At 67.4% G+C, this 23,838-nt stretch carries 21 protein-coding genes; 12 read left to right on the forward strand and 9 right to left on the reverse strand.

Annotated elements, in window-relative coordinates; all coding sequences use genetic code 11:
* Positions 1-2: 2 nt before the first annotated feature.
* The 7 genes from KHC28_RS21050 (at position 3) to KHC28_RS21080 (ending at position 10,115) form a co-directional block, all read left to right on the forward strand.
* The gene (locus KHC28_RS21050; RefSeq protein WP_214010344.1) at positions 3-3,158 is read left to right on the forward strand and encodes an efflux RND transporter permease subunit; all 3,156 of its coding nucleotides are present in this window, start codon (positions 3-5) and stop codon (positions 3,156-3,158) included.
* A 50-nt stretch (positions 3,159-3,208) separates the two neighbouring features.
* Complete coding sequence (locus tag KHC28_RS21055; protein ID WP_214010345.1) at positions 3,209-3,553, forward strand: hypothetical protein; 345 nt, start codon at positions 3,209-3,211, stop codon at positions 3,551-3,553.
* Positions 3,554-3,862: 309 nt separating this feature from the next.
* The gene (locus KHC28_RS21060; RefSeq protein WP_214010346.1) at positions 3,863-4,120 is read left to right on the forward strand and encodes a hypothetical protein; all 258 of its coding nucleotides are present in this window, start codon (positions 3,863-3,865) and stop codon (positions 4,118-4,120) included.
* A gap of 178 nt (positions 4,121-4,298) precedes the next feature.
* The gene (locus KHC28_RS21065; RefSeq protein ID WP_214010347.1) at positions 4,299-5,018 is read left to right on the forward strand and encodes a response regulator; all 720 of its coding nucleotides are present in this window, start codon (positions 4,299-4,301) and stop codon (positions 5,016-5,018) included.
* Entirely contained in the window at positions 5,015-6,565 is a 1,551-nt protein-coding gene (locus KHC28_RS21070; protein ID WP_214010348.1) for an ATP-binding protein, read from the forward strand. The genes KHC28_RS21065 and KHC28_RS21070 overlap by 4 nt, the downstream gene beginning before the upstream one ends.
* 906 nt (positions 6,566-7,471) lie before the next feature.
* Positions 7,472-8,779, forward strand: coding sequence for a Hint domain-containing protein (locus tag KHC28_RS21075; RefSeq protein WP_214010349.1), 1,308 nt, complete (start codon positions 7,472-7,474; stop codon positions 8,777-8,779).
* 301 nt (positions 8,780-9,080) lie between these two features.
* Complete coding sequence (locus tag KHC28_RS21080; RefSeq protein WP_214010350.1) at positions 9,081-10,115, forward strand: glycosyltransferase family protein; 1,035 nt, start codon at positions 9,081-9,083, stop codon at positions 10,113-10,115.
* A gap of 134 nt (positions 10,116-10,249) precedes the next feature.
* On the opposite strand, the gene ldtR is transcribed toward KHC28_RS21080, so the two are convergent.
* The 3 genes from ldtR to KHC28_RS21095 form a co-directional block, all read right to left on the reverse strand.
* Positions 10,250-10,762, reverse strand: a complete 513-nt coding sequence (gene ldtR / locus KHC28_RS21085) for a transcriptional regulator LdtR (protein ID WP_214010858.1) — start codon at positions 10,760-10,762, stop codon at positions 10,250-10,252.
* 147 nt (positions 10,763-10,909) lie between these two features.
* Positions 10,910-11,341 (reverse strand): DUF6163 family protein, encoded by a 432-nt coding sequence (locus KHC28_RS21090; RefSeq protein WP_214010351.1) that lies wholly within the window; start codon positions 11,339-11,341, stop codon positions 10,910-10,912.
* A 25-nt stretch (positions 11,342-11,366) separates the two neighbouring features.
* Entirely contained in the window at positions 11,367-12,431 is a 1,065-nt protein-coding gene (locus tag KHC28_RS21095; protein ID WP_214010352.1) for an enoyl-CoA hydratase/isomerase family protein, read from the reverse strand.
* 149 nt (positions 12,432-12,580) lie between these two features.
* Between KHC28_RS21095 and hemB the strand changes: the two genes are divergently transcribed.
* From hemB to KHC28_RS21120, 5 genes are all read left to right on the forward strand, one after another.
* Positions 12,581-13,642 carry a porphobilinogen synthase gene (hemB, locus tag KHC28_RS21100; RefSeq protein WP_214010353.1) on the forward strand — a complete coding sequence of 354 codons (1,062 nt, stop codon included), beginning with the start codon at positions 12,581-12,583 and terminating at the stop codon, positions 13,640-13,642.
* 50 nt (positions 13,643-13,692) lie between these two features.
* Entirely contained in the window at positions 13,693-15,012 is a 1,320-nt protein-coding gene (locus KHC28_RS21105) for a branched-chain amino acid ABC transporter permease (RefSeq protein ID WP_214010354.1), read from the forward strand.
* Positions 15,013-15,020: 8 nt separating this feature from the next.
* Entirely contained in the window at positions 15,021-16,247 is a 1,227-nt protein-coding gene (locus KHC28_RS21110) for a threonine ammonia-lyase (protein WP_214010355.1), read from the forward strand.
* Positions 16,248-16,324: 77 nt separating this feature from the next.
* Complete coding sequence (locus tag KHC28_RS21115) at positions 16,325-16,846, forward strand: RDD family protein (protein WP_214010356.1); 522 nt, start codon at positions 16,325-16,327, stop codon at positions 16,844-16,846.
* Between the two features lie 83 nt (positions 16,847-16,929).
* Positions 16,930-17,685 (forward strand): arginyltransferase, encoded by a 756-nt coding sequence (locus tag KHC28_RS21120; RefSeq protein ID WP_214010357.1) that lies wholly within the window; start codon positions 16,930-16,932, stop codon positions 17,683-17,685.
* Positions 17,686-17,767: 82 nt separating this feature from the next.
* Here KHC28_RS21120 and parC read toward each other — a convergent pair whose 3' ends face one another.
* The 6 genes from parC to acpS form a co-directional block, all read right to left on the reverse strand.
* Positions 17,768-19,999, reverse strand: a complete 2,232-nt coding sequence (gene parC, locus KHC28_RS21125) for a DNA topoisomerase IV subunit A (protein WP_214010358.1) — start codon at positions 19,997-19,999, stop codon at positions 17,768-17,770.
* Positions 20,000-20,098: 99 nt separating this feature from the next.
* Entirely contained in the window at positions 20,099-20,845 is a 747-nt protein-coding gene (gene recO / locus KHC28_RS21130; protein WP_214010359.1) for a DNA repair protein RecO, read from the reverse strand.
* A 30-nt stretch (positions 20,846-20,875) separates the two neighbouring features.
* Positions 20,876-21,814, reverse strand: coding sequence for a GTPase Era (gene era, locus KHC28_RS21135; protein ID WP_214010360.1), 939 nt, complete (start codon positions 21,812-21,814; stop codon positions 20,876-20,878).
* Positions 21,814-22,530: a ribonuclease III gene (gene rnc / locus KHC28_RS21140; protein WP_214010361.1), complete on the reverse strand. Its 717-nt coding sequence runs from the start codon at positions 22,528-22,530 to the stop codon at positions 21,814-21,816. The genes era and rnc overlap by 1 nt, the downstream gene beginning before the upstream one ends.
* Positions 22,527-23,282 carry a signal peptidase I gene (gene lepB, locus KHC28_RS21145; RefSeq protein WP_214010362.1) on the reverse strand — a complete coding sequence of 252 codons (756 nt, stop codon included), beginning with the start codon at positions 23,280-23,282 and terminating at the stop codon, positions 22,527-22,529. Before lepB ends, rnc begins: the two co-directional genes overlap by 4 nt.
* 122 nt (positions 23,283-23,404) lie before the next feature.
* Entirely contained in the window at positions 23,405-23,824 is a 420-nt protein-coding gene (gene acpS, locus KHC28_RS21150; protein WP_214010363.1) for a holo-ACP synthase, read from the reverse strand.
* Between the last annotated feature and the right edge of the window lie 14 nt (positions 23,825-23,838).

Below are 23,838 nucleotides of genomic sequence, written 5' to 3' on the forward strand. Positions count from 1 at the left end.
CGATGCGCCTCGCCCATTTCTGCATCGACCGGCCGATCTTCGCCACCGTGCTGTCGATCCTCGTCGTGCTGGTCGGCCTCGCCGGCTACGTCACCCTGCCGCTGGCGCAGTACCCGGAGATCGCCCCGCCCACTGTGGTGGTGAACGCGCAATATCCCGGCGCGTCCGCCGAGGTGGTCAGCAACACGGTGGCCACCCCGATCGAGCAGGAGGTCAACGGCGTCGAGAACATGCTCTACATGTCCTCGCAGGCGACCGGCGACGGCCAGCTCTCCATCACCGTCACCTTCGCGCTCGGCACCGATGTCGACGAGGCGCAGGTGCTGGTGCAGAACCGTGTCGCCGTCGCCGAGCCGCGCCTGCCGGAGGAGGTCCGCCGCCTCGGCGTCACCGTGCGCAAATCCTCGCCGGACATCCTGCAAGTGGTGCAGCTCTATTCGCCGGACAATTCGCGCGATCCGCTCTATCTCGCCAATTACGCCACCCTCCAGCTGCGCGACGTGCTGCTGCGGGTACCGGGCGTCGGCGACGTGCGCCTGCCCGCCTCGCGCGACTATTCCATGGTGGTCTGGCTCGATCCCGACCGCGTCGCGGCGCGGGGCCTCACCGCCGGCGAGGTGGTGGCGGCGCTGGCGGCGCAGAACGTCCAGGTCGCCGCCGGCGTCCTCAACCAGCCGCCGGTGCCGACCGACGGCGCCTTTCAGCTCAATGTCGAGACGCTCGGCCGGCTCTCCGATCCCGCGCAGTTCGAGGACATCATCGTGCGCACCGACGCCGATGGCCGCGTCACCCGCGTGCGCGACATCGCCCGCGTCGAGCTGACCGCGCAGAGCTACCGCGCCGGGGCCAATTTCGACGGCCGCCCCTCGCAGCCGATCCAGATCTTCCAGCAGCCGGGCTCCAACGCGCTGGAGACCTCCGAGCGGGTCGCGGCGGAGATGCGGCGGCTCGGCGAGCGGCTGCCGGCCGGCGTCGCCTACGACATCCCGTTCAACCCGACGCTGTTCATCGCGGAGTCGGTGAACGAGGTCTACAAGACCCTCGGCGAGGCGATCATCCTCGTCGTCGCGGTGGTCATCCTGTTCCTGCAGAGCTGGCGCGCCGCGATCATCCCCATCCTCGCCATCCCGATCTCGCTGATCGGCACCTTCGCGGTGATGGCGGCGCTCGGCTACTCGCTCAACAATCTGTCGCTGCTCGGGCTGGTGCTGGCCATCGGCATCGTGGTCGACGACGCCATCGTGGTGGTGGAGAATATCGAGCGGCATCTGCGCGCCGGCCTGTCGCCGCGCGACGCCGCGCATCGCTCGATGGACGAGATTTCCGGCGCGCTGGTCGCCATCGCGCTGGTGCTGTCGGCGGTGTTCATTCCCGCCGCGCTGATCCCCGGCATTTCCGGCCAGTTCTTCCGCCAGTTCGCCGTGACCATCGCCGCCTCGACGATCATCTCCGCCTTCGTCTCGCTCACGCTGAGCCCCGCCCTCGGCGCGCTGCTGCTGAAGCCGCACCACACGCATGCGCCCCGCCGGGGGCCGCTCGGCTGGCTGGCGCGCGCCTTCTCGGCCTTCAATGCCGGCTTCGACCGGCTTTCTTCCGGCTATGGCGGGCTGACTCGGCGGGTGCTGCGGCTCGGCGCGCTCGCGCTCATCCCCTATGCCGGGCTCATCGCCCTCACCGGCTGGCAGCTCGAACGGGCGCCGCGCGGCTTCATCCCGGAGATGGACCAGGGCTATTTCATCACCTCGGTGCAGCTACCACCTGGTTCGGCGCTGCCGCGCACCGAGACCGCCATGCGGCAGCTCGCCGAGAGGCTGATGGAGATGGACGGCGTCGCCCATGTCGTCGCCATCGCCGGCATCGACGGCGCCACCTTCACCAGCAATTCCGCCGGCGGCGTCGCCTTCGTCATCCTCGATACCTTCGCCGAGCGGGCGGCGCGCGACCTCGACGTCGACACCGTGATGGCGGCGATGCCGCGCCGGACCGCCGATCTCGACGCCGCCCGGCTCATTCCGATCAAGCCGCCCTCGGTCCGCGGCATGGGCAATGCCGGCGGCTTCAAGATGATGGTGCAGGACCGTACCGGCGGCACGCCGGCCGATCTCGAAGCCGCGCTGCGCGCCGTGGTGACGGAAGCCGCCCGCCATCCCGGGCTGGTGCGTGTCTTCACCCCGTTCAACACCGCCACCCCGAAGCTCTATGCCGATATCGACCGGGTGAAGGCGGAAATGCTCGGCGTGCCCTCGAGCCGGGTGTTCGAGGCGCTGGAGGTCTATCTCGGCTCCGCCTATGTCAACGACTTCAATTTCCTCGGCCGCACCTTCCAGGTGCGCGCGCAGGCCGACGGCGCCTTCCGGCAGGATCCCGCCACCATGGCCAATTTCAAGACCCGCAGCGAGAGCGGCGCCATGGTGCCACTGAGTTCGGTGGCGAATTTCGAAGAGCGCACCGGCCCCTACCGCATGCCGCGCTACAACCTCGCCATGGCCGGTGAGGTGCAGGGGGCGGCCGCGCCGGGCACCTCGACCGGCGCCGCGCTCGACCGCATGGAAGAGATCGCCCGGCAGGTCCTCCCCGAGGGCTACAGCTTCGAATGGACCGAGCTCGCCCTGCAGGAGCGGCTCGCCGGCAGCTCCGGGCTGATCGTCTTCGCCGCCTCCATCGTCTTCGTGTTCCTGCTGCTGGCGGCGCAGTACGAGAGCTGGATGCTGCCACTTTCTGTCATGCTCATCGTGCCATTATGCCTGCTCGCGGCGGTGAGCGGGCTGCTGATCGCCGCCATGGACATCAACATCCTCGCGCAGATCGGCTTCGTGGTGCTGATCGGCCTCGCCGCCAAGAACGCCATCCTGGTGGTGGAGTTCGCGCGCCAGCGCGAGGAGGAGGGCCGGAGCCCGGCCGAGGCGGCGGTGGACGCGGCGCGGGTGCGGCTGCGGCCGATCCTGATGACCTCGCTCGCCTTCATCCTCGGCGTGGTGCCGCTGGTGCTGGCCGAGGGCGCCGGCGCCGAGCTGCGCCAGTCGCTCGGGGTGACCGTCTTCGCCGGCATGCTCGGGGTGACGCTGTTCGGCCTGCTCTTCACCCCGGCGTTCTACGCCATCTGCCGCGCCCTGCCCCGGCGATCCGGCGTCCTGATGCCGGCGAACGAACACGTCTGAGGCCGCCGCGCGCGGCCCCGCACGACTATTCCCATGGAACGGAGGTTCACATGATCGACCATCCCGAACGCCCCTCCCCGCGCTGGCGCGACATCGGCGCCGGCTTCCTGCTCACCGCCGCCGTCCTGCTCGGCATGGTCGTATTCGGCGATGCCGGGACCGACATCGACCCGCTCGCCCTGCGTGCCGCCGACCCGCCGATCGTCAGCCGGCAGGCCGCCGACGACTGGCAGGAGGACGAAGCGTGGGGGCTGTATGACGACTGGCGGCCCGACGAGCCGCCGACCTATCAGGTGACGACGCCGGAGGCCTCCTCGCGCGCCCGGCTGTACTGCCGCGGCGAACTGCCCGCCGCCTTCCTCGACGTGCTGCTGGAGGAATACGCGCACTCCTAGCCCGCCATCCGCCCCCACCCCAGCGACGAGCGACGCACGAAACGCGCCGGCGGCCCCCACCGCCGGCGCGTTTCGTCATGTCGAACGGCCTGCGGAATTCCGCACATATCGACCAGCAACGGCAAATGTATCCGGAGCCCACAAGCCTACACTTTCGGCGCTCACCGATACATCGCCGGCACATGTTGCCAAATCCGTGCGACAGGGCGCATTCATCTTGGCCATCAGACGATCACGATACGGTTCGTCGCCGAACAATTGTTTCCCTGAAGCCGGTTGCTTCATCCAAGCAACCCGAAGGAATGGCACATGCGACTTTATACTTCCCGCACCCTCCTGGCTCTTCTGCTCACCGCCGCCGCGCTCGCGCCGGCAAGCGCCGAGCCGAGCCACCCCAGCGACGCCGAGGCGCCGCGCAGCGCCCCCCAGGCCCGGCGCGGCGAACAGGCCCCTCCCGCCCATCCGGCCGGCGCCCAGCCTTACCGCTACAGCAAGATCCCCTCCACCGTCGGCGTCGAGCCCTACATCGCCCGCACCATCGAGCGGAACGCCCGCGGCGACCGCTGACCGAGGCGCCGCGGACCCGCCTTCCGGGTGGCGTTCGCGGCGCCGGCGGCCGGGAGCGCCGCCCGCTGGAGGGAATTGTCGCAAGCCATCACGTGCTCGGCATCGGCGACATTCTGCGACAATTTTTTCGGCCGGCCCGTGGATTCTCCCTATATTGGGAACGGCAAAGGGCCAGCTTATGGAAGCGACACCGCACATTGCCGTCGTCGACGACAATCGCGATATCCGCGATCTGGTCGGCAAATATCTGCAGAAGCACGACTACCGCGTGAGCCTCGCCGAGAACGCGGTGGCGCTGCGGCGTCTCGTCGAGCGCAACGCCATCGACCTCGTGGTGCTCGACATCATGATGCCCGGCGAGGACGGCCTGTCGCTCTGCCGCTTCCTGCGCGAGACCACCCAGCTGCCGGTGATCATGCTGACCGCGATGGCGGAGGAGACCGACCGCATCGTCGGACTGGAGCTCGGCGCCGACGACTATCTCACCAAGCCGTTCAACCCACGCGAATTGCTGGCCCGCATCAAGGCGGTGCTGCGCCGGGTGCAGAGCCTGCCGCCGCAGCGGGCGCAGATCCAGGCCCGGGAAGTGCGCTTCGACCGCTGGCTGCTCAATGTCGGGCGCCGCGAGCTCGTCGACCAGGACGGCCTCAGCGTGCCGCTCTCCACCGCCGAGTTCCGGTTGCTCAGCGTCTTCCTCGACCATGCCGGCCTGGTGCTCAGCCGCGACCAGCTGCTCGACCTCGTGGTCGGGCGCAATGCCGAGCCGTTCGACCGGGCCATCGACAACCGCGTCAGCCGGCTGCGCAAGAAGATCGAGAGCGATCCGAAATCGCCGGCGCTGATCAAGACCCATTGGGGCGGCGGCTACAGCTTTTCCGCCGAGGTGGTGGCGCGATGATCGGCATATGGAGCCGCAGCCTCACCGCGCGCTTCGTCGCCATCATGCTGCTGGCGCTCGCCTTCTCGCAGGGCGTGAGCTTCTTGCTGTCCATGGACGAGCGCGGCCAGGCGCTCGGCAAGGCCGCCAAGGCCGAGTTCCTCAGCCGCTCCGCCTCGGTCGCCCAGCTGCTGGAATCGACACCGCCGGAGCTCCGGGCGGATATTTTGCGCGCCAGCGGCACCGGCTATTCGCGCTTCTGGGTGACGCCCGGCTTTCCGGCCGATGCTGCCGCCTGGCGGGAGGACGCGCGGCACCGGCTGGCCGAGCCGCTGCCGACGGTGGCCACCCTCGCCGCCCCCGGCCATGCGCGGGCGGCGGCGGATGACGAAATATCGGTCGCGGGCATCTCCACCCAGGCGGGCGCCGCCGAGGCGCAGGCGCTCGACAGCCCGGCCTGGGTGGACATGCCCGCCTATGCCTGGCCTCTGTCGCGGCCGGCCAAGTTCCTCGCTCTCGACGACGCCAACGGCATGGGCCTGACCGTGCGGCTGCAGGACGGTTCCTGGCTGTGCAGCGCCTTCGGCAAGAAGATCGTCAACAGCATCTGGACCTCGCAATCGCTGCTGTCGCTGGGCGTCACCGCGCTGGTGCTGTCGATCAGCGCCGCCTTCATCGCCCGCTGGATGACGCGCCCGATGCGCCGGCTGGCGGTGGCGGCGGAAGCGCTGGGACGCGGCGAGAGCGTCGAGCCGCTGCCGGAGAACGGCCCGGACGACATCCGTCAGGCGGCGATCGCCTTCAACCTGATGCAGGCGCGCCTCCAGCGCTTCGTCGAGGACCGCACCCGCATGCTGGCGGCGATCGGCCACGATCTGCGCACGCCGATCACCTCGCTGCGGCTGCGCACCGAGTTCGTCGCCGACGACGAGACCCGCGAGCGGATGCTGGCGACGCTGGACGAACTGCGCGCCATGACCGAGGCGACGCTCGCCTTCTCGCGCGAGCAGGCGGCCGAAGAGCCGACCCGCAATGTCGATCTCACCGCGCTGGTGGAAAGCCTGTGCGACGATCTCGTCGAGATCGGCCATGAGGTGAATTTCGCCGAGGCGCCGCGCATCGGCTATCGCTGCCGGGCCGACGCGCTGCGCCGCGCCGTCCGCAATCTCGTCGAGAACGCAGTGCGCTACGGCGAGCCGGCGCGCGTCGCCGTGCATGCGCGGCCGGCGGGCATCGAGATCGTGGTGGAGGATGACGGCCCCGGTATTCCCGCCGATACGATGGAGCGGGTGTTCGCCCCGTTCTTCCGGCTGGAAAATTCGCGCAACCGCGAAACCGGCGGCATCGGCCTCGGCCTGTCCATCGCCCGCAACATCGTGCGCCACCACGGCGGCGACGTGACGCTGGCCAATACCGGCACCGGCCTGCGGGCGGTGATCGCCCTGCCGCACGCGGCCCCCGGCGAGGGGCGCGATGCCGACAGCGGCGAGGGTCGGACCCGCGGCGAAGCCCGCGCCCGCCTCGCCGCCTGGCACGGCCCGCGGCGACCGAAGCCCGCCGCCGTCTGAGCCGCCTTCCCCGCGCGCTCCACTCCTGGGCTCCCCTTTCCTCGACATGGCGGCGAGGCCCCGCCGCGTGCGAACACGCGCCCCGCCCCCTCACCCGAAAGCCTGACATGCGCGCGCGGCGGCGCCGGCACGAGCGGTCGCCGATCCGCGACATTTCGTCGGCAGCGGCACCGCGCTGACCCGCCCGGACGATCCTTCGGCAGGTTGCGGCTCGAAAAATGTCGCGTCGACGACAACTGGCCGCGCCAATCACATACCCCAGCACCACAGGACCTTCACCTGCGTGCCGTCCGCCGTTAATTTATCAACCGATAACAACAACTCACAAGACAACACCAAGCATAAAAATCGATCTGATAGGTCAACTCACCTGACATGAACGCGAAAAGAGTCAGACTCTTCCGATGGATGCCGAAAATTTTCCTCTCAAATGCCAACTCGCAATGAGCATTTTCGACAAATCCGAAACTCCTACGGATACAAAAAGTTTCAAGCGAAGATAAAGCGAAAGTTCGATATGAGCGCCTGGCATATTTTATAACGTTAGTTCAGTGCCTTGACTCGAATTGTCCAGACACGCCCAAGCTCACTTGCGAATGGGGCGATTGACTCCCCTTACGGAATCCGCAAGAGTTTCGGTTCCAGAGTCTATCTTCGTATAAATTTCGAAAGCTAAGATCCGCACCAGCCAACACCTCCTAATCTCGGAGGAATGCACCCACTTGCCCAATTTTCATTGAATTATTGTGTATTATAATACTGTTGTCCGCCTTATTTTTTTGTGCATCATTAGTAAAAGATAATATGGCCAAGTATTTATGGCGCATTACTTGATGCGCAATGGATATTTCTGCGCCATTTATTATCAAAACAACCACTTCCGCACATCATTATGGGGGCTACGCAATGGCGGTTATCAACGTCGATCTCGGAAGTTCGGACGAAACGATTGATTCCAGCAACTTTAATACAGGTGATACGATCAGCATCGTCGCTCTCGGCAATCACACGCTGACGATCGATGGCGTCTCTACTACGGTCAATTACGGACTGATCGGCGCACAGGCCGCTGCGAACGTGACCATCGATGCCGTCAACGGTGCCGTTGTTACGATCAACAACCCGACTATCGGCGTGAACGCTCTGTCGACCTTCACCTATGGCGTGAGCGGCGACTCCGCCATGACCCTGGCGTCCGGCACGGTGGCGCTTTCGCTGGGTGGGAACCCCAGCCTCGTCTTCTCCGACGGTGGCGGCTCGTTCATCTACAACGACAACACGCTGCTCGGCAGCTCGATAACCTTCAACGTCAGCGGCTTCAGCACCGGCGACGTGGTCGGCGCGACCGAGCAGCCCCTGACCGGCTTCGCCTACAGCTCCGGCACCCTCTCCCTCGTCTTCTCTGACGCCGACTTCGGGGATGCCGATCTCGTCCGCTACAACATCGCGATGAGCCAGTCGGACTACGACTACATCCTGGCGAATGGCGGCGTGACCGCCTTCATCAACGGCTCCGGCGACTTCGTCATGCCGGTCTGCTTCACCCGCGGCACGCTGATCGACACGCCGGAAGGCCCGGTGGCGGTCGAGACGCTGAAGGCGGGCGACAAGGTGATCGGCCGTTCCGGCCTGCGCGAGGTGAAGTGGGTCGGCTGGCGCGACTACAGCCCCGCCTGGCTGCGCACCCCCGACCAGAAGCTGCGCATCTGCCCGGTCCGCATTCGTGCGGGAGCGCTCGCCGACAACGTGCCGTCCAGCGACCTCGTGGTGTCCCCCTGGCACCATCTGTTCGTCGGCGGCAAGCTGGTGCGCGCCAATGACCTCGTCAACGGCAGCACCATCGTGCAGGAACTGAACACCCGTTCGGTCTCCTACTGGCACGTCGAACTCGACCAGTTCGACGTGGTGCGCGCCCATGGCGTGTATTCGGAATCCTGGGCCGACGGTGGCAATCGCGACTTCTTCCAGAATGTCGACGTAACCACGCTGCGTCCCGAGGACTGCCAGCGCCGCAAGGCGGATCGCCCCGGCTTCGAGGCGCTGCGCGACGAGAAGCGTATTCGCCCGATCCGCGAGAAGATCGCCGCCCGCGCCAGCAAGCTGGCGGCCCAGGAGGCCAGGGCTCGCGAGATCAAGGCTCACGAAGCCAAGGCCGAGGAAGCCGCGGCCCGCGAAGCCGTGGCTCCTGCCGAGCAGGCCGCCGCCGCGGCCTGATCCTCCGCTCCCCCACGAATGGGACCCGCTCCGGCCACCGGAGCGGGTCCTCTCGTATCTGGAGCCCCGCTCACCTCCCCTTCGAAAACCCCGATCTCCGCAAGCTGCACCCTCGCAAGCTGCACCCTCGCAAGCCTTGCCGCTTGCACGCCATCGGCTTCTGCGTAAGGATTCCGGACGGACCGGCGCCCTGCCCTTTCGCACGACGCTGCGTCAGCGTCGGAGATCTACCGCCAAACGGACAGATAATTCGCGCATGACTCACGTCACGGTCACAGGATCGAGCCAGGCCAATCCTTACATGGACCTGCTTCTCTCCCGCTGTCCGGCGCATGTCTCCATGTCGCGGATCAGCAACAAGAAGATTTCTTCCATCAACGAAGATCCCACCCCCGGGATCGTCTTCGTCAATTGGGAAGAGCAGCTGTTCAACGGCGCGACCTCCGCCTTCTCGGTGCGCGCGCAGGCCACGCGCTATCTGCGCGATCTGCGCAAATACAAGGAGGCCGGCGGCCGCATCGCCTGGCTGATCCACAACGCCCATCCCCACAGCGACCTGTTCACCCATCATCTCACCCTGATGCGGCAGAAGCTGGCGGGGCTCGCCGACGTCATCCTGCACCAGAACGTCGAGTCGCTGCGCTATCTGGAGCACGCCTGCCCCGGCCTCGATCCGGCCAAGAACTACTACCTGCCGCACCCCTCTTATCTCTCGGCCTACGCGCTGCGGCCGGCGCTGGAAGCGGAGCGCAAGTCCATCCTCATCTTCGGGCGCCTGCTGCCGTACAAGAACCTCGAATGGTTCATCCGCTTTCACGAGCTGCACGCGCCGAAGATACCGATGACCATCGCCGGCCAGTCGGACGATGCCGACTACATCGCCTATCTGCGCAAGGCCGCGGCGGCGGACAAGAAGCTGTCCATCCTGTCCGACCGCATTCCCGACGAGGCGCTGGCCGAGCTGTTCGACAAGGCGCGCTGCATCGTGCTGACCGATGACGACACGCTGAATTCCGGCATCGCGCATCTGGCGCTTCAGGGCGGGGCGATCATCGTCGCGCCGGACACCGCCTATTACCGAGAGGTGCTGCCGCCATCGGGGCACCGGTACTTCTATCAGTCGAACCATATGAGCCTGAAGACGGCGATCCGGCTCAGCTTCAAGCTGGACGCCGAAGGCTATCGCCAGCTGATCGGCTCCTACATGCGCCGGGCGCAGTACGTGAACAGCGACCGCATCAGCGACGCGCTGTTCGGGATCTTCGAGGCGATGCTGGAGAAGGGCCCGGCGGGGGTGGACGCCGAGGCGGCGCCGGCCGAGCTGGAGGATTCGTGAGCGCCGACGCCGGGGCGCCCGCCTCCCCGGCCGTCGCGTAAAGCCGGCCGCCCGTCGCGGTTCGCCCCGCAGCCGGCCTCAATGCCGGCCGCCCGGGCTGATCGCCCCGGAAACCGCCGCCAGTCAGAGGCGATTCAGAGGCGATAGAGGATCTGGTCGGTCCAGAAGCGCTCCAGCCGCTGCAGCGCCTTGTTGATCACCTGGAAGTCCTGCGATCCGATGCCGCCGATCTGCTCGATGGTGGCGATGTGCTTGGCGTAGAGCGAGGCCACGATGTCGCGCACCTCCTCGCCCTTGCGGGTCAGGCTGATGCGCACCGCCCGGCGATCGACGCGGGAGCGCTGGTGGTCGAGATAGCCGGTCTCGACGAGCTTCTTCAGATTGTAGGAGACGTTGGCGCCGAGATAATAGCCGCGCGTGCGCAACTCGCCGGCGGTCAGCTCGGAATCGCCGATGTTGAACAAGAGCAGCGCCTGCACCGGGTTGACGTCGTCGCGACCGCGCCGGTCGAACTCGTCCTTCACCACGTCGAGCAGACGGCGATGCAGCCGCTCAACCAGCGTCATCGCCTCATGATAGAGCGGCGTGATCGGGTCCTGCGGCACTTCGTCGGGTACGGGCGTCAGGGCCCGCGCAGCGCTTCTCATCTCGACACCCCGGCTCGACGTCATGGGGATTCTTCCCCTTGGGGACTTCTCCCTCTGTCGTTCCATATTCCGGGGTGCGTCTGAAAGCCCGTTTAAGCGGAAGGCTGAATCGAATCCAAACGTCTATGGCTTACAAAGGGTTAAGCCTCAGCGTTCCGCCTCGCGGCCGGCCTTGTAGGTGAGCCAGGCATAGACCGCCACCAGCACGGTCTCGACGGCGGCGACGATGACCAGCCGGCCGACGCCCTCCGGTGCCGAGACGTTGATCAGGATCTGCACCATGGCGGTGACCAGCCACAGCACCACGCCCCAGGCGGCGCCCAGCCACAGCCCCACCGCCGCCACCGGATTCATGATCGCCGCCCAGATCACCGCCGATTGGGCGGCCAGCGACAGCATCTCGAAGCGGCTGGTCTCGCCGTCCCAGACCCCGCAGATCAGCGTCCAGCTGTACACGGTCTTGATCAGCAGGAGCCCGGCCAGCCCGCGCAGATAGAGCAGCACCCGCCGCTGCCAGGGCGGCATGGCGGCGCCGGCGGGGCCGAGGGTGGCGTCGATCGGGTCGTAGAGTGTGCTCATTCTGCCTCAATAGCGGAAATTCGCGTCACGTCAGCAGCAAATCGTCGGGGAGAGGCTCGTCGAACATCGCCGCGACGGCGGCGGGGTCGACCTCGTCGAGGGTCGCGGGCTGCCAGCGCGGTGCCTGGTCCTTGTCCACCAGCACCGCCCGCACCCCTTCATAAAAGTCGTGCTGGGAGAGCAGCCGCGTCACCATGCGGAACTCCAGCGTCAGGCAGCCGGCGAGATCGTGGGCGAGGCCGCGCTGCATCTGCGCGAAGGCGATGTGCACGCTGGTCGGCGAGGCCCGGCGGATCGTCTCCGCCTGCTTGGCGGCGAATTCGCCCTCCACGCCCTCCAGCGTAGCGGCATGGTCGAGCGCCGCCATCACCGCCGCCACGCTGCCGCCGGCGAACACACGGTCGATGGTGGGAAACAGCGGGCCGAGCGGCGGCGGTGGCGGCACCACGGAAAACCGCGCCAGCAGCGGCTCCACCGCATCGCCGGCGGCGAGCGCGGCGACGAGGTCCGGCCAGCGCTCCGCCGGCACGTGATGGGTGTAGAGGCCGAGCGCCATGGCGTCGGCCATGCCGATGCGCGCGCCGGTCATGGCGAGCCAGGTGCCGCTCCAGCCCGGCAGGCGCGGCAGCACATAGGTGCCGCCGACATCGGGAAACAGCCCGATCGCCACTTCCGGCATGGCGAAGCCCAGACCTTCCCCGGCGACGCGGTAGCGGGCATGGCCGGAAATGCCGAAGCCGCCACCGAAGCACAGCCCGCCGACCAGCGCGACGAACGGTTTGGGATAGCGCGAGATCAGATGGTTGAGCGGGTATTCGTCGCGCCAGAACCGGCGCGCCTCCTCTACCCGCCCCGCGCGCCCGAGATCGTACATCGCCCGCACGTCGCCGCCGACGCAGAAGGCCCGCTCATGCGCCGAGCGCAGCACCACCACCGACACCGCCGAATCATCGGCCCAGGTGTCGAGCGTCGCCCGCATCGCGCACACCATCTTGTGATCGAGGGCGTTCAGCGCCTTCGGACGGTCCAGCGTGATGATTCCGGCGGTACCCGCGACCTCGAAGCGGATACCGATGGGCTCATTGATCATGCCTGCTCTCCCAGCCGCGCGCCGCCGGGGGGCGCGTCAACGTGACCTGCGACATATTTCGCGCGATTACGCAATCGTCCGGGTGAATATGTCGCCTCAAAGCTTTTATGACGTTATAAGTGTTCGAAACTGGCTTCGAAGAGTGCGCCATGCCCATTCCTTTCGCCCGCCCGCGCCCGGTAAATCTCGACCCGATGGGCCGCACCGACGCTGCCACCCGCCTCGACCTCACCCATCGCCCACGCCGCAACCGCAAGGCGGACTGGACCCGTCGGCTGACGCGCGAGAACACGCTGACCGTCGCCGACCTCATCTGGCCGATCTTCGTCATGGACGGTTCGGAGGCCCGCACCCCGGTCTCCTCCATGCCCGGCGTCGAGCGGCTGTCGGTCGACCAGGCGGTGCGCGAAGCCGAGCACGCGGCGAAGCTCGGCATTCCCGCGCTGGCGCTGTTTCCCTACACCGATCCCGCGCTGCGCACCGTCGACGGGCGCGAGGCGCTGAACCGCGACAATCTGGTGTGCCGCGCGCTGCGCGCCATCAAGGACGCGGTGCCGGAGATCGGCCTCATCACCGACGTGGCGCTCGACCCCTATACCAGCCACGGCCATGACGGCCTGCTGTCGCCGGATGGCCGCATCCTCAACGACGAGACCATTGCGGTGCTGATCGAGCAGTCGCTGGTGCAGGCCGATGCCGGCGCCGACGTCATCGCGCCGTCGGACATGATGGACGGCCGGGTCGGCGCCATCCGCCGGGCGCTGGACGCCGAGGGCCATCTCGACGCGCAGATCCTCGCCTACAGCGCCAAATATGCCTCGGCCTTCTACGGTCCCTTCCGCGACGCGGTCGGCTCGACCGGCTGCCTCAAGGGCGACAAGCGCACCTACCAGATGGATCCCGCCAACGGCACCGAAGCGCTGCGCGAGGCCGCCCTCGACATCGAGGAAGGCGCGGACATGCTGATGGTGAAGCCGGGCCTGCCCTATCTCGACATCGTCTGGCGGCTGAAGGACACGTTCGGCTTGCCGACCTTCGCCTATCAGGTGTCCGGCGAATACGCGATGATCGAGGCGGCGGCGCGCAATGGCTGGCTCGACGGCGAGAAGGCGATGATGGAGAGCCTGATGGCCTTCAAGCGCGCCGGCGCCGACGGCGTGCTCACCTATTTCGCCCCTCGCGTCGCCGAGAAGCTCGCCCGCGAGGCCTGATCCACGCCGGACCGGCGCCGGACCAGCGCCTTGGTTGAAATCGCCGGTCCATGCGCCTCATCGTCCACCTCACCGTCCTCTGCCTCGGCCTGCTGCTGGCGGGCTGCGGCTCGGTGATCGACGCCGATCAGGCACGCATCTGCCGCGATATCGTCCCCGCCCTGTATGACGATGACGTGGTCATCGACGAGGTGTCGCTCGCCCCGGTTCCCGGCGCGGACGCGCTCAGATTGACCTATAGGGCGCGCCTCGGCTCGCGCGCGGTGCCGCACTGGGTCATCTGTTCCTTCGCCGGGCAGACCGGTGCCGCCCGCGCGACGCTGACCGCGCTCGACACGGATCGCGGCCCGCTAAGTGACGTGAAACTCTACATAATCAAGCGCTGGTGGCTGACCGCAGCGCCGTCCCGCGCACCACCGGCCGCCTGGCTGAGCCTATCGAAGCGGCAGGCCTACTGGCTGCAGCAGGCGATAAACGGCACCACCCTGGCCGGCATTTACGGCCTGGTCGCCACCGGTTTCGCCCTGGTGCACGGGCTGCTGGGCCGCATCAATCTCGCCTTCGGGGAAATCGCCGTCGCCGGCGGCGTCTATCTGCTCATCGCGGTTGGTCTCGAAAGCCTGGCCGGACGGCTCGGCCCCGGCACGCTGGGGCTTGCGGTGGCCATCGGGATTCTGTTTGCAATGTCAATCAGTTGGCTGGTAGGTCGCCAGGTCGTCGTGCCGCTCGCCACCTCGACGACCTCGCCACAAACGGTGCTGATCGGCACCGTCGCCGTCGCCATCGTGCTGGCTGAGGCGGCGCGCATCACCGCGCCGGACCGGCTGAACTGGCTGCCGCCGCTGCTCAACATTCCCGTCCCGCTCGCCGGCGAAACCGGCTTCGTCGCAACGGTGACGGCCGCGCAGATGCTCGCCGCCGGCATGAGCCTGACCGGCGCCTCCACTGTGCTGGGCCTGATGGAATTCACCCGTTTCGGCCGCGCCTGGCGCGCCCATGCCGACGATCCGCTGATGGCGGCGCTTCTCGGTGTTCGGGTTCCCGCCCTGCGCGACGGCACCTTCCTCATTGCCGGGGCCGCCGCAGGGCTTGCCGGCGCGGTCAGCGTGATCGCCTATGGTACGGTTCAACCGGGTGAAGGCTTGGCCATCACGCTCAAAGCCTTGATTTCGGCCATTATCGGGGGCATTGGCTCTGTGCCGGGCGCCTTTCTCGGCGCCGTCATCGTCGCCGGCGTCGAAATCGTGTGGTCGGCGAGCTTCGATATCGTGTATCGCGATCTCGTCATCTATGCCCTTCTGGTCGCCTTTCTTGTCTTGAGGCCGGGCGGGCTTCTCAACAATGCGGCCCCACGGCCGCGCGAAATCTGAGTGGTTTCATGACCTTACCCGTATCTCCCGCCGATATCGCCGCAGCTCGCCATGTGCTGACCGGCGCGGTGCTGCGCACGCCCACGCTGCCGGCGCCGCGCCTGTCGGCGATTACGGGGGCGCACGTCTTCGTCAAGTACGAGAACCTGCAGGTCACCGCGAGCTTCAAGGAACGGGGTGCGCTGGTGAAGCTCGCCAGCCTCAGCGCCGAGGAGCGCGCGCATGGCGTGGTCGCCATGTCGGCCGGCAACCATGCGCAGGCGGTCGCCTATCACGCCGCCCGTCTCGGCATCCGCGCCACCATCGTCATGCCGAAGTTCACGCCGATCGTGAAGGTCGCCGCCACCGAGGCGCATGGCGCCCGCGTGGTGCTGCATGGCGAGACGGTGGCCGATGCCAGCGAGGAGGCCGATCGCCTCGCCCGCGCCGAGAACCTCGTCTGGGTGCATCCCTATGACGATCGCCACGTCATCGCCGGCCAGGGCTCCATCGCCGCCGAGATGCTGGAGGACGCGCCGGATCTCGATGTCCTGCTGGTGCCGATCGGCGGCGGCGGGCTGATCTCCGGCATGGCGGTGGCCGCCCGCCATGTCCGCCCCGACATCGAGTTGATCGGCGTCGAGACCACGCTCTACCCGTCGATGTGGAACGCGCTGCACCAGCAGAGCCTGCCCTGCGAGGGCACCACGCTCGCCGAGGGCATTGCGGTGAAGAATGTCGGCGCGCTCACCCGCGAGATCGTCTCGGCCCTGGTGTCGGACGTGGTGCTGGTGGACGAGCCGACCTTCGAGCGGGCGGTGAACCTGTTCCTCACCCAGCAGAAGACCCTGGCCGAGGGCGCCGGCGCCGGCGGCCTCGCGGCGCTGCTGGCCGAGCCGGAACGCTATCGCGGCCGCAATGTCGGTCTCGTGGTCTCCGGCGGCAACATCGATCCGCGCACCGTCGCCTCGATCATGCTGCGGGAGCTTGAGCGCGAGGAGCGCATCGTCTCCTTCCGCTTCTCCATGCTCGACCGGCCGGGCGAGCTCGGCATCATCTCGACGCTGCTCGGCAAGCTCGGCGCCAACATTCTGGAAGTGGAGCACAAGCGCCATTTCCTCGATGTACACGCCAAGGGCGCGCGGCTCGACGTGACGGTCGAGACCCGCGACCGCGCCCATGCAGACAATGTGCACCGGGCGCTGCTCGCCGACGGCATGGACGTGGTGCGCATCGACTGGCAGTCGGGCAACTAGGCCTGACCGCCTGTGCAGGCTCTTGCCTGCGCGGCGCCCGAAGGCCATTTGTGAAGGGACCGTCCCTGGAGACCTCCATGTCCGATCCCTTCGCATTTGGCGGCCCCGCCGAGTCCAGGCCCTACGCCTACGATCCCGTCGCCGAGCCGGAATATTTCCGTGGCGTATTGTGGCGGCGCTTCTTTGCCTTTGTGATCGACGCACTGATCATCTGCGTGCCGATGGGCGTGGCGGCGCTGGTCATCTTCGTTTCCGGCTTCGTGACCTTCGGCCTCGGCTGGATGCTGTTCGGCCTCTTGAGCCCGGCCTTCGCCATCTGGGCGCTGGTCTATAGCGGACTGACGCTGGGCGGACGCGAATCGGCCACCATCGGCATGCGGGTGATGGAGATCGAGATGCGCCTCTGGTACGGCGCGCCGATGTATTCGCTGCTCGCCGTGCTGAGCGTGGTGCTGTTCTGGGTCTCGTTCAGCGTGCTGACGCCTTTGGTGGTGATCATCGCCCTGTTCAACAGCCGCAAGCGTTTGCTGCACGATCTGCTGCTCGGCACCGTGGTCACCAACACCGAGGCCCGGGCGGGCGCGCTGCGCCGACGCTGACACATTCACGCGATACGCATTTCTGCCTTTGACGCCGGGACCGGCTCGCGCGATCCTCTCAGTAGTCGAACATCGAAACGGCCGTGACGGAACACTCTCGCGATACGCCGCAATTCTACCTGACGGCTCCCTCTCCTTGCCCCTATCTGCCGGGTCGCGAGGAGCGCAAGGTGTTTACCCATTTGGTCGGCGAGCGGGCGACCCAGCTCAACGACGTGCTGACGCATGGCGGCTTCCGGCGCAGCCAGTCCATCGCCTATCGCCCGGCCTGCGAGCATTGCCGGGCCTGCGTGTCGGTGCGCATCGTCGTCAACGACTTCCAGCCGTCACGCCGTTTCCGCCGGGTGGCCAAGCACAATGACGACCTCGTCGGCGACATGCGGGCGGCGGTGCCCACCGCCGAGCAATATTCGCTGTTCCGCGCCTATCTCGACAGCCGCCATGGCGATGGCGGCATGGCCGACATGACCGTGCTCGACTACGCCATGATGGTCGAGGACAGCCATGTTCGGACCCGGCTGGTGGAATACCGCCGGCGCGGCCCGGATACCGCCATCCATGGGCGCGGACAGGGTGCGCTCTATGCGGTGGCACTGACCGACGTCCTCGCCGACGGCCTGTCCATGGTCTACTCGTTCTATGAGCCGGACGAAGCCGCGCGCTCGATCGGCACCTACGTCATCCTCGATCACGTCGCCAAGGCCAAGGCGATGGGCCTGCCCTATGTCTATCTCGGCTACTGGGTCGATGGCTCCACGAAGATGGGCTACAAGAGCCAGTTCCTGCCGCAGGAGCGCCTGACCGCGCATGGCTGGGAGCGGGTCGCTGCCGCCGAATAGGCGACAACCCCAGCCTTTCCATTAGCCAACGAAGCTCTAAAACAGCAGGCCAACACTTTGCGAGACAAGGCTTCCTGCTTCGTCAAAACCGATTGTTGCGCGGGAAACCCTTAGGCGGCAAACGACCGGCACTGGCCCGTTCGCCACGCCATTCCGTCAGGTCCGCCACCGTCCAGGTACGTCCCGACGTATCCACCCAGGTCAGGCCATCGGCGAGCGTGAATACCTTGAGGTCGGACATCTGCCCGTCCTTGTAGCGCTGCAGCCGAACGCCGCGCCCGCGCGTCATCTCCGGGATCTGCGACAGCGGGAACACCAGCAGCTTGCGGTTCTCGCCGATCACCGCGACGCTGTCGCCGGCAGCGACCACCAGCCGGGCAGCGTCCTGTGCGTCGACGGTCAGCACCTGCTTGCCCTTGCGGGTATTGGCGACGCATTCGTCCTCGGCGACGACGAAGCCCCTGCCCTCCTTCGCCACCACCAAGAGCTTGCGCCCGCCCTGATAGGGCTGAACGTCGACCACGTCGGCTTCCTGCTCGAGGTCAATCGACAGGCGCAGCGGTTCGCCATGGCCACGCCCGCCCGGCAGCTTGGAAGCGTCGAGCGTATAGAAGCGGCCATTGGTGGCGAAGACCAAGAGCTTGGAGGTGGTCTCGGCGAAGAAGCTCAGCTTGAGCTGGTCGTCGCCCTTGAAGGCCAGCGAGGAGAGGTCCGCGACATGCCCCTTCAGCGCACGGATCCAGCCCTTCTGCGAGACGACGACGGTGATCGGCTCGCGCTCCACCAGCGCCTCGCTCACCGCGTCGGCGCCATGGGCGGCCGCCTCGCCGAAATCGGTGCGGCGCCGGCCGAGCTCGGTGTCCGGCCCGAACGCCTTGCGGGTCTCGCTGATCTGCCAGGCCACCGTCTTCCACTGGCGCGCCTCGGAGCCGAGCAGTTTCTCGATGCCGTCCTTCTCTTTGGACAGCGCGTCGTGCTCCTTGCGGATCTCGAATTCCTCGAGCCGGCGCAAGGACCGCAGGCGCATGTTGAGGATAGCCTCGGCCTGTACCTCGGTGAGTTCGAAGCGCGCCATCAAAGCGGGCTTCGGCTCGTCCTCCTCGCGGATGATGCGGATCACCTCGTCGAGGTTGAGATAGGCGATCAGATAGCCGCCAAGCACTTCCAGCCGGTGCTCGATCTCGGCCAGCCGGTGGCGCGAGCGGCGCAGCAGCACGTCACGGCGATGGTCCAGCCATTCGCGCAGCGCCTCGGCGAGGCTGACCACCTTCGGCACCAGCCCGCCGACCAGCACGTTCATGTTGAGCGGGAAGCGCGTCTCGAGCTCGGTGAGCTTGAACAGGCTCTCCATCATCAGCTCGGCGTCGACATTGCGCGCCCGCGGCTCCAGCACGAGGCGTACATCCTCGGCGGATTCGTCGCGCACATCGGCGAGCAGCGGCAGCTTCTTCTCGTTGAGAAGGTCGGCAATCTTCTCGACCAGCCGCGACTTGGCGACGCCGTACGGGATCTCGGTGACGACGACGACATAGGTGCCGCGCCCGGTCTCCTCCTTGTGCCAGCGCGCGCGCAGGCGGAAGCCGCCGCGGCCGGTGGCATAGGCATCCGCCATAGAGGCGGGGGATTCGATCACCACGCCGCCGGTCGGGAAGTCCGGCCCCTTCACATAGGCGAGCAGGTCGTCGGTGGTCGCCTGCGGGTGCTCGATCAGGTGCAGGCAGGCGTCGAACAGCTCGGCGGCGTTGTGCGGCGGGATCGAGGTCGCCATGCCCACCGCGATACCGGTCGAGCCGTTGGCTAGCAGGTTGGGGAAGCCGCCCGGCAGTACCACCGGCTCTTCCGCCGTGCCGTCATAATTGGGACGGAAGGTGACCGCGTCCTCATCGATGCCGTCGAGGATCAGCCGCGCCACCTCGGTCAGCCGCGCCTCGGTGTAGCGCTCGGCCGCGGCATTGTCGCCGTCGATATTGCCGAAATTGCCTTGGCCGTCGACCAGCGGATAGCGCTGGGCGAAATCCTGCGCCAGGCGCACCATGGCATCGTAGATCGCCATGTTGCCGTGCGGATGGAAGGAACCCATCACGTCGCCGACGATCTTGGCGCTCTTGCGGAAGCCGCCGCCGGGATCGAGGCGCAGCAGCCGCATGCCGTAGAGGATGCGGCGATGCACCGGCTTCAGCCCGTCACGCGCATCCGGCAGCGCCCGGTGCATGATGGTCGACAGCGCATAGGCGAGATAGCGCTCCTCGAGCGCGGCCTTCAGGCCGACAGGCTCGATGATGCCGTCGTCAGTCGGAATCGGTCCCTCTCCCATGGTCCCTCGCTAGCGCGAATAGGCGACAAGAACAAGACGCGAACACGCTGGGCGTGACGCTATCCAAAGGCTTGTGGCGTCAAAGAAACAGTGCCCCGCCTACAGCTCCCGCCGCCGGGCCGGCACCTCGCGCAGCACCGCCTGGAGGAAGGCCGCCCGCGCGTCAGGCATCGGCGCCCCCCGCGGCTCGAACACCCGGCGGGCGAGGAAATAGCCGGTCAACTCGAAGGCGGCGCGCAGATCGTCCCCGATCGGCGCCTCCGCCACCTCGCCGATGAGGAAGAAGGGCAGCGGGAAGAGTTGCGCCCGCCATGGCTCGCCGGCATCGCGGCTCACCGCCCGGCCGGATTTCGGCGAGACATAGAGTAGGTCGTTGCGCCCGCCGGTCGCCGCGCAGCTGTCGAGCTCGAGCCCGAAGCCGAGTTCGGCCAGCATGGCGAGCTCGAAGCGCGCCAGCAGCATGCCGGCCAACGACGGCTCGTCGAGATGCTCGATCACCGCCTCCAGCGTCGCATAGAGCTCGGGATGCGGGTCGCGCTCGGGCAGTTGCCGGACCAGGCTGCCGAGATGGCTGATCGCGAAGGCCGAATGCGCCCGCTGCATCAGCCGCTCGGCGCGCGCCTGCGTGACCTCCAGGGTGAAAGCACCAAGCTGCTCGTCGAGCCGCGCCCGCCAGGCGACCTGCACACTGTTGCCCGGCTGCAGCGAGGGCGCCTGCCGGCGCGATCCGCCGCCGCGCACCAAGCCAAGATGGCGCCCATGCGAGGCGGTGAGCAGCTCGACGATGGCATTCGCCTCGCCATGCCGGCGAAGCCCCAGGATGATGCCGTCGTCGGTCCATTCCATCGCGGCGCCCTGCCCCGCTTCCGCGCCGGGCTAGTCGGAGCCGGGGAATTCGAGCCCCATCTCGCGATAGCGCTCGGGATCATCGGCCCAGTTTTCGCGCACCTTCACGAACAGGAAGAGATGCACGGGCTGCTCCACGATCTCGGTCAGCTCCTTGCGCGCCGCCATGGAGATCGCCTTGATGGTCTCGCCGCCCTTGCCGAGCACGATCTTCCGCTGGCTCTCGCGCTCCACGAAGATGGTCTGCTCGATGCGCACCGAGCCGTCCTTGCGCTCCTGCCAGCTGTCGGTCTCCACCGTCGAGCGGTAGGGCAACTCCTCGTGCAGGCGATGGAACAGCTTCTCGCGGGTGATCTCGGCAGCCAGCATGCGCATCGGCGCGTCGGAGATCTGGTCCTCCGGATAGAGCCACGGCCCCTCCGGCAGCACCTCGACCAGCCATTTGCGCAGCTCGGCGAGCCCGTCGCCGGCCAGCGCCGACACCATGAACAGCCGGTCGAAGGCCAGCTGTTCGGCCACCTTGGCGGCGAGTTCCAGCAGGCTCTCGCGCTTGACCAGGTCGATCTTGTTGAGGACGACCGCGCGCGGACGCCGCACCTCGGCGAGGCCGCGCAGGATCGCCTCGACCTCCTCGGTGATGCCCACGCGGGCGTCGATGAGCAGCGCCACCGCATCGGCATCGCCGGCCCCGCCCCAGGCGGAGCGCACCATCGCCTTCTCCAGCCGGCGCTTGGGCGCGAAGATGCCGGGCGTGTCGACCAGCACGATCTGCGTGGTGCCTTCCAGCGCGATGCCGCGCACCAGCGCGCGCGTCGTCTGCACCTTGTGCGAGACGATCGACACCTTGGTGCCGACCAGCGCATTGGTCAGCGTCGACTTGCCGGCATTCGGCGCGCCGATCAGGGCGACGAAGCCGCAGCGTGTGGCGGCTTCAGGCGTGGCGCCGGGACCGGCGTCTGTATCGTTCATCAATTTACCCGTTCGAGAAACGCGGCGGCCGCAGCCTTCTGGGCGCCCTGCTTGGAGGAACCGACGCCCTCCATCGGCTCCCATCCCGGCACTTCGACCGCAATGCGGAACTGTGGATTATGATCCGGTCCCTCGCGCTCGACCAGACGATAATGCGGCGGCGGCAATCCGCGCGCCTGCGCCCATTCCTGCAAGGCCGTCTTGGGGTCGCGCCCGGCGCTGCCGTGTCGCTGCAGCCGGGGCCGCCAGAAACGCTCCACCAGCTTTTCCGCCGCCGGGAAACCGGCATCGAGATAGACCGCCGCCAGCACCGCCTCGGTGATGTCGGCGAGGATGGCCTGCCGGTGGCGCCCGCCGGTGCGTTCCTCGCCGGCGCCGAGCCGGACGAAGGGAGCGATCCCCATCTCCTGCGCCACCTCGGCACAGGCCTCCTCGCAGACGAGGTCGGAAAGCCGCCGCGACAGCTCGCCTTCCTCGGCATCGGGATAGGCGCGGTAAAGCATGTCGGAGACCACAAGCCCGAGCACGTGGTCTCCGAGGAATTCCAGCCGCTGATAGGATTTCACCCGCGCCCGGCTGCCCTGCACCCCGGTCACCGCGCTGATATGGGTCAGCGCCAGCGCGAGGTGTCCGATATCGGCGAAGACGTGGCCGAGCGACTGCTCCAGAGCGCCGAGCCCGTCGCGGGCGCCGCCCTCTTTGGAAGCGCGGCTCATCGCACGAAGGAGAAGATGCGGTCCCAGCGTACCGTCCAGGGCCACTTCCACACCTGCCAGGCCGCCTCGCCTTCCTTCACCGAGAAGAAGATCATCTGCGCGCGGCCGATCAGGTTCTCATAGGGCACGTAGCCGACCTGGCTGAGCACCCGCGAATCGGTGGAATTGTCGCGGTTGTCGCCCATCATGAAATAATGGCCGGGCGGCACCTGGTAGACGGGCGTGTTGTCGTAGAAGCCGTTATCGACGAGATCGAGCGTGTTGTAGCTGACGCCGTTGGGCAGCGTCTCGCGCCACACCTTCACGCGCTGCACGCGGCCACCGCCCTCGTCGTCCATCCAGTAGCCGGCATCCTCGCGCTTCACCGGCTCGCCGTTGATGTGCAGCACGCCGCCGATCATCTGGATCTGGTCGCCCGGCAGGCCGATGACGCGCTTGATGTAATCGGTGCTCTCGTCGCGCGGCAGCTTGAACACCACCACGTCGCCACGGTTCGGCGTCGAGCCGAGGATGCGCCCGTCGAACAGCGGCGGCGAGAGCGGCAGCGAGAAGCGGCTATAGCCGTAGCTGAACTTCGACACGAAGAGATAGTCGCCGACCAGCAGCGTCTCCTTCATCGAGCCGGATGGAATGTTGAATGGCTGGAACAGGAAGGTGCGGATGATGAGGGCGATCAGAAAGGCCTGTAGAATGACCTTGGCCGTTTCGCCCAGGCCGCCTTCCTTCTTCTTCGGTTCGGTCGTTGCGCTCATGTGCTTTCCGCTAGGCCGCGCTTCGGCTGCCGCCGGCACGGCACCCCTGTATCGAGGCCATCGGGCTCCTATAGCCGCTCGCCACGCCTGCGGCAACGCGCGCTCTTCACGATCGCCGGAGCTTACGCTCCGGGACTTGGCGACCCGCTCGGCACCGCGCTGATGATCACGAAGGCCTGGGCGATCGGCCCGTCATCGGTGATGGTCAGATCGATGCGCGCCTCGTAGCCCGGCGGCGTCATCGCCTCGAGCCGCGCCTTGGCACCGCCGGTCAACAGCAGGGTGGGACGGCCGGACGGCAGGTTCACCACCCCCATGTCGCGCCAGAACACGCCCTGCGACAGCCCGGTGCCGAGCGCCTTGGAGCATGCCTCCTTAGCGGCGAAGCGCTTGGCGTAGCTCTCGGCCCGGCGCACCCGCCGGTCCGACTTCGCCCGCTCGACCGGGGTGAACACGCGCTCGACGAAACGCTCGCCGTGGCGCTCCAGCACCTCGGCGACGCGGCGGGCGTCGGTGATGTCGGAGCCGATACCCAGGATCATGCCGCCCTCGCCCG

The organism is Ancylobacter sonchi (genome assembly GCF_018390695.1).
Taxonomy (GTDB): domain Bacteria; phylum Pseudomonadota; class Alphaproteobacteria; order Rhizobiales; family Xanthobacteraceae; genus Ancylobacter; species Ancylobacter sonchi.

What these genes read in the sequence shown, in the direction of transcription:
- KHC28_RS21050 (WP_214010344.1), top strand. Translation starts at nt 3, where the DNA reads ATGCGCCTCGCCCATTTCTGCATCGACCGGCCGATCTTCGCCACCGTG.
- KHC28_RS21055 (WP_214010345.1), top strand. Translation starts at nt 3,209, where the DNA reads ATGATCGACCATCCCGAACGCCCCTCCCCGCGCTGGCGCGACATCGGC.
- KHC28_RS21060 (WP_214010346.1), top strand. Translation starts at nt 3,863, where the DNA reads ATGCGACTTTATACTTCCCGCACCCTCCTGGCTCTTCTGCTCACCGCC.
- KHC28_RS21065 (WP_214010347.1), top strand. Translation starts at nt 4,299, where the DNA reads ATGGAAGCGACACCGCACATTGCCGTCGTCGACGACAATCGCGATATC.
- KHC28_RS21070 (WP_214010348.1), top strand. Translation starts at nt 5,015, where the DNA reads ATGATCGGCATATGGAGCCGCAGCCTCACCGCGCGCTTCGTCGCCATC.
- KHC28_RS21075 (WP_214010349.1), top strand. Translation starts at nt 7,472, where the DNA reads ATGGCGGTTATCAACGTCGATCTCGGAAGTTCGGACGAAACGATTGAT.
- KHC28_RS21080 (WP_214010350.1), top strand. Translation starts at nt 9,081, where the DNA reads ATGGACCTGCTTCTCTCCCGCTGTCCGGCGCATGTCTCCATGTCGCGG.
- ldtR (WP_214010858.1), bottom strand. Translation starts at nt 10,762, where the DNA reads ATGAGAAGCGCTGCGCGGGCCCTGACGCCCGTACCCGACGAAGTGCCG.
- KHC28_RS21090 (WP_214010351.1), bottom strand. Translation starts at nt 11,341, where the DNA reads ATGAGCACACTCTACGACCCGATCGACGCCACCCTCGGCCCCGCCGGC.
- KHC28_RS21095 (WP_214010352.1), bottom strand. Translation starts at nt 12,431, where the DNA reads ATGATCAATGAGCCCATCGGTATCCGCTTCGAGGTCGCGGGTACCGCC.
- hemB (WP_214010353.1), top strand. Translation starts at nt 12,581, where the DNA reads ATGCCCATTCCTTTCGCCCGCCCGCGCCCGGTAAATCTCGACCCGATG.
- KHC28_RS21105 (WP_214010354.1), top strand. Translation starts at nt 13,693, where the DNA reads ATGCGCCTCATCGTCCACCTCACCGTCCTCTGCCTCGGCCTGCTGCTG.
- KHC28_RS21110 (WP_214010355.1), top strand. Translation starts at nt 15,021, where the DNA reads ATGACCTTACCCGTATCTCCCGCCGATATCGCCGCAGCTCGCCATGTG.
- KHC28_RS21115 (WP_214010356.1), top strand. Translation starts at nt 16,325, where the DNA reads ATGTCCGATCCCTTCGCATTTGGCGGCCCCGCCGAGTCCAGGCCCTAC.
- parC (WP_214010358.1), bottom strand. Translation starts at nt 19,999, where the DNA reads ATGGGAGAGGGACCGATTCCGACTGACGACGGCATCATCGAGCCTGTC.
- recO (WP_214010359.1), bottom strand. Translation starts at nt 20,845, where the DNA reads ATGGAATGGACCGACGACGGCATCATCCTGGGGCTTCGCCGGCATGGC.
- era (WP_214010360.1), bottom strand. Translation starts at nt 21,814, where the DNA reads ATGAACGATACAGACGCCGGTCCCGGCGCCACGCCTGAAGCCGCCACA.
- rnc (WP_214010361.1), bottom strand. Translation starts at nt 22,530, where the DNA reads ATGAGCCGCGCTTCCAAAGAGGGCGGCGCCCGCGACGGGCTCGGCGCT.
- lepB (WP_214010362.1), bottom strand. Translation starts at nt 23,282, where the DNA reads ATGAGCGCAACGACCGAACCGAAGAAGAAGGAAGGCGGCCTGGGCGAA.
- acpS (WP_214010363.1), bottom strand. Translation starts at nt 23,824, where the DNA reads ATGATCCTGGGTATCGGCTCCGACATCACCGACGCCCGCCGCGTCGCC.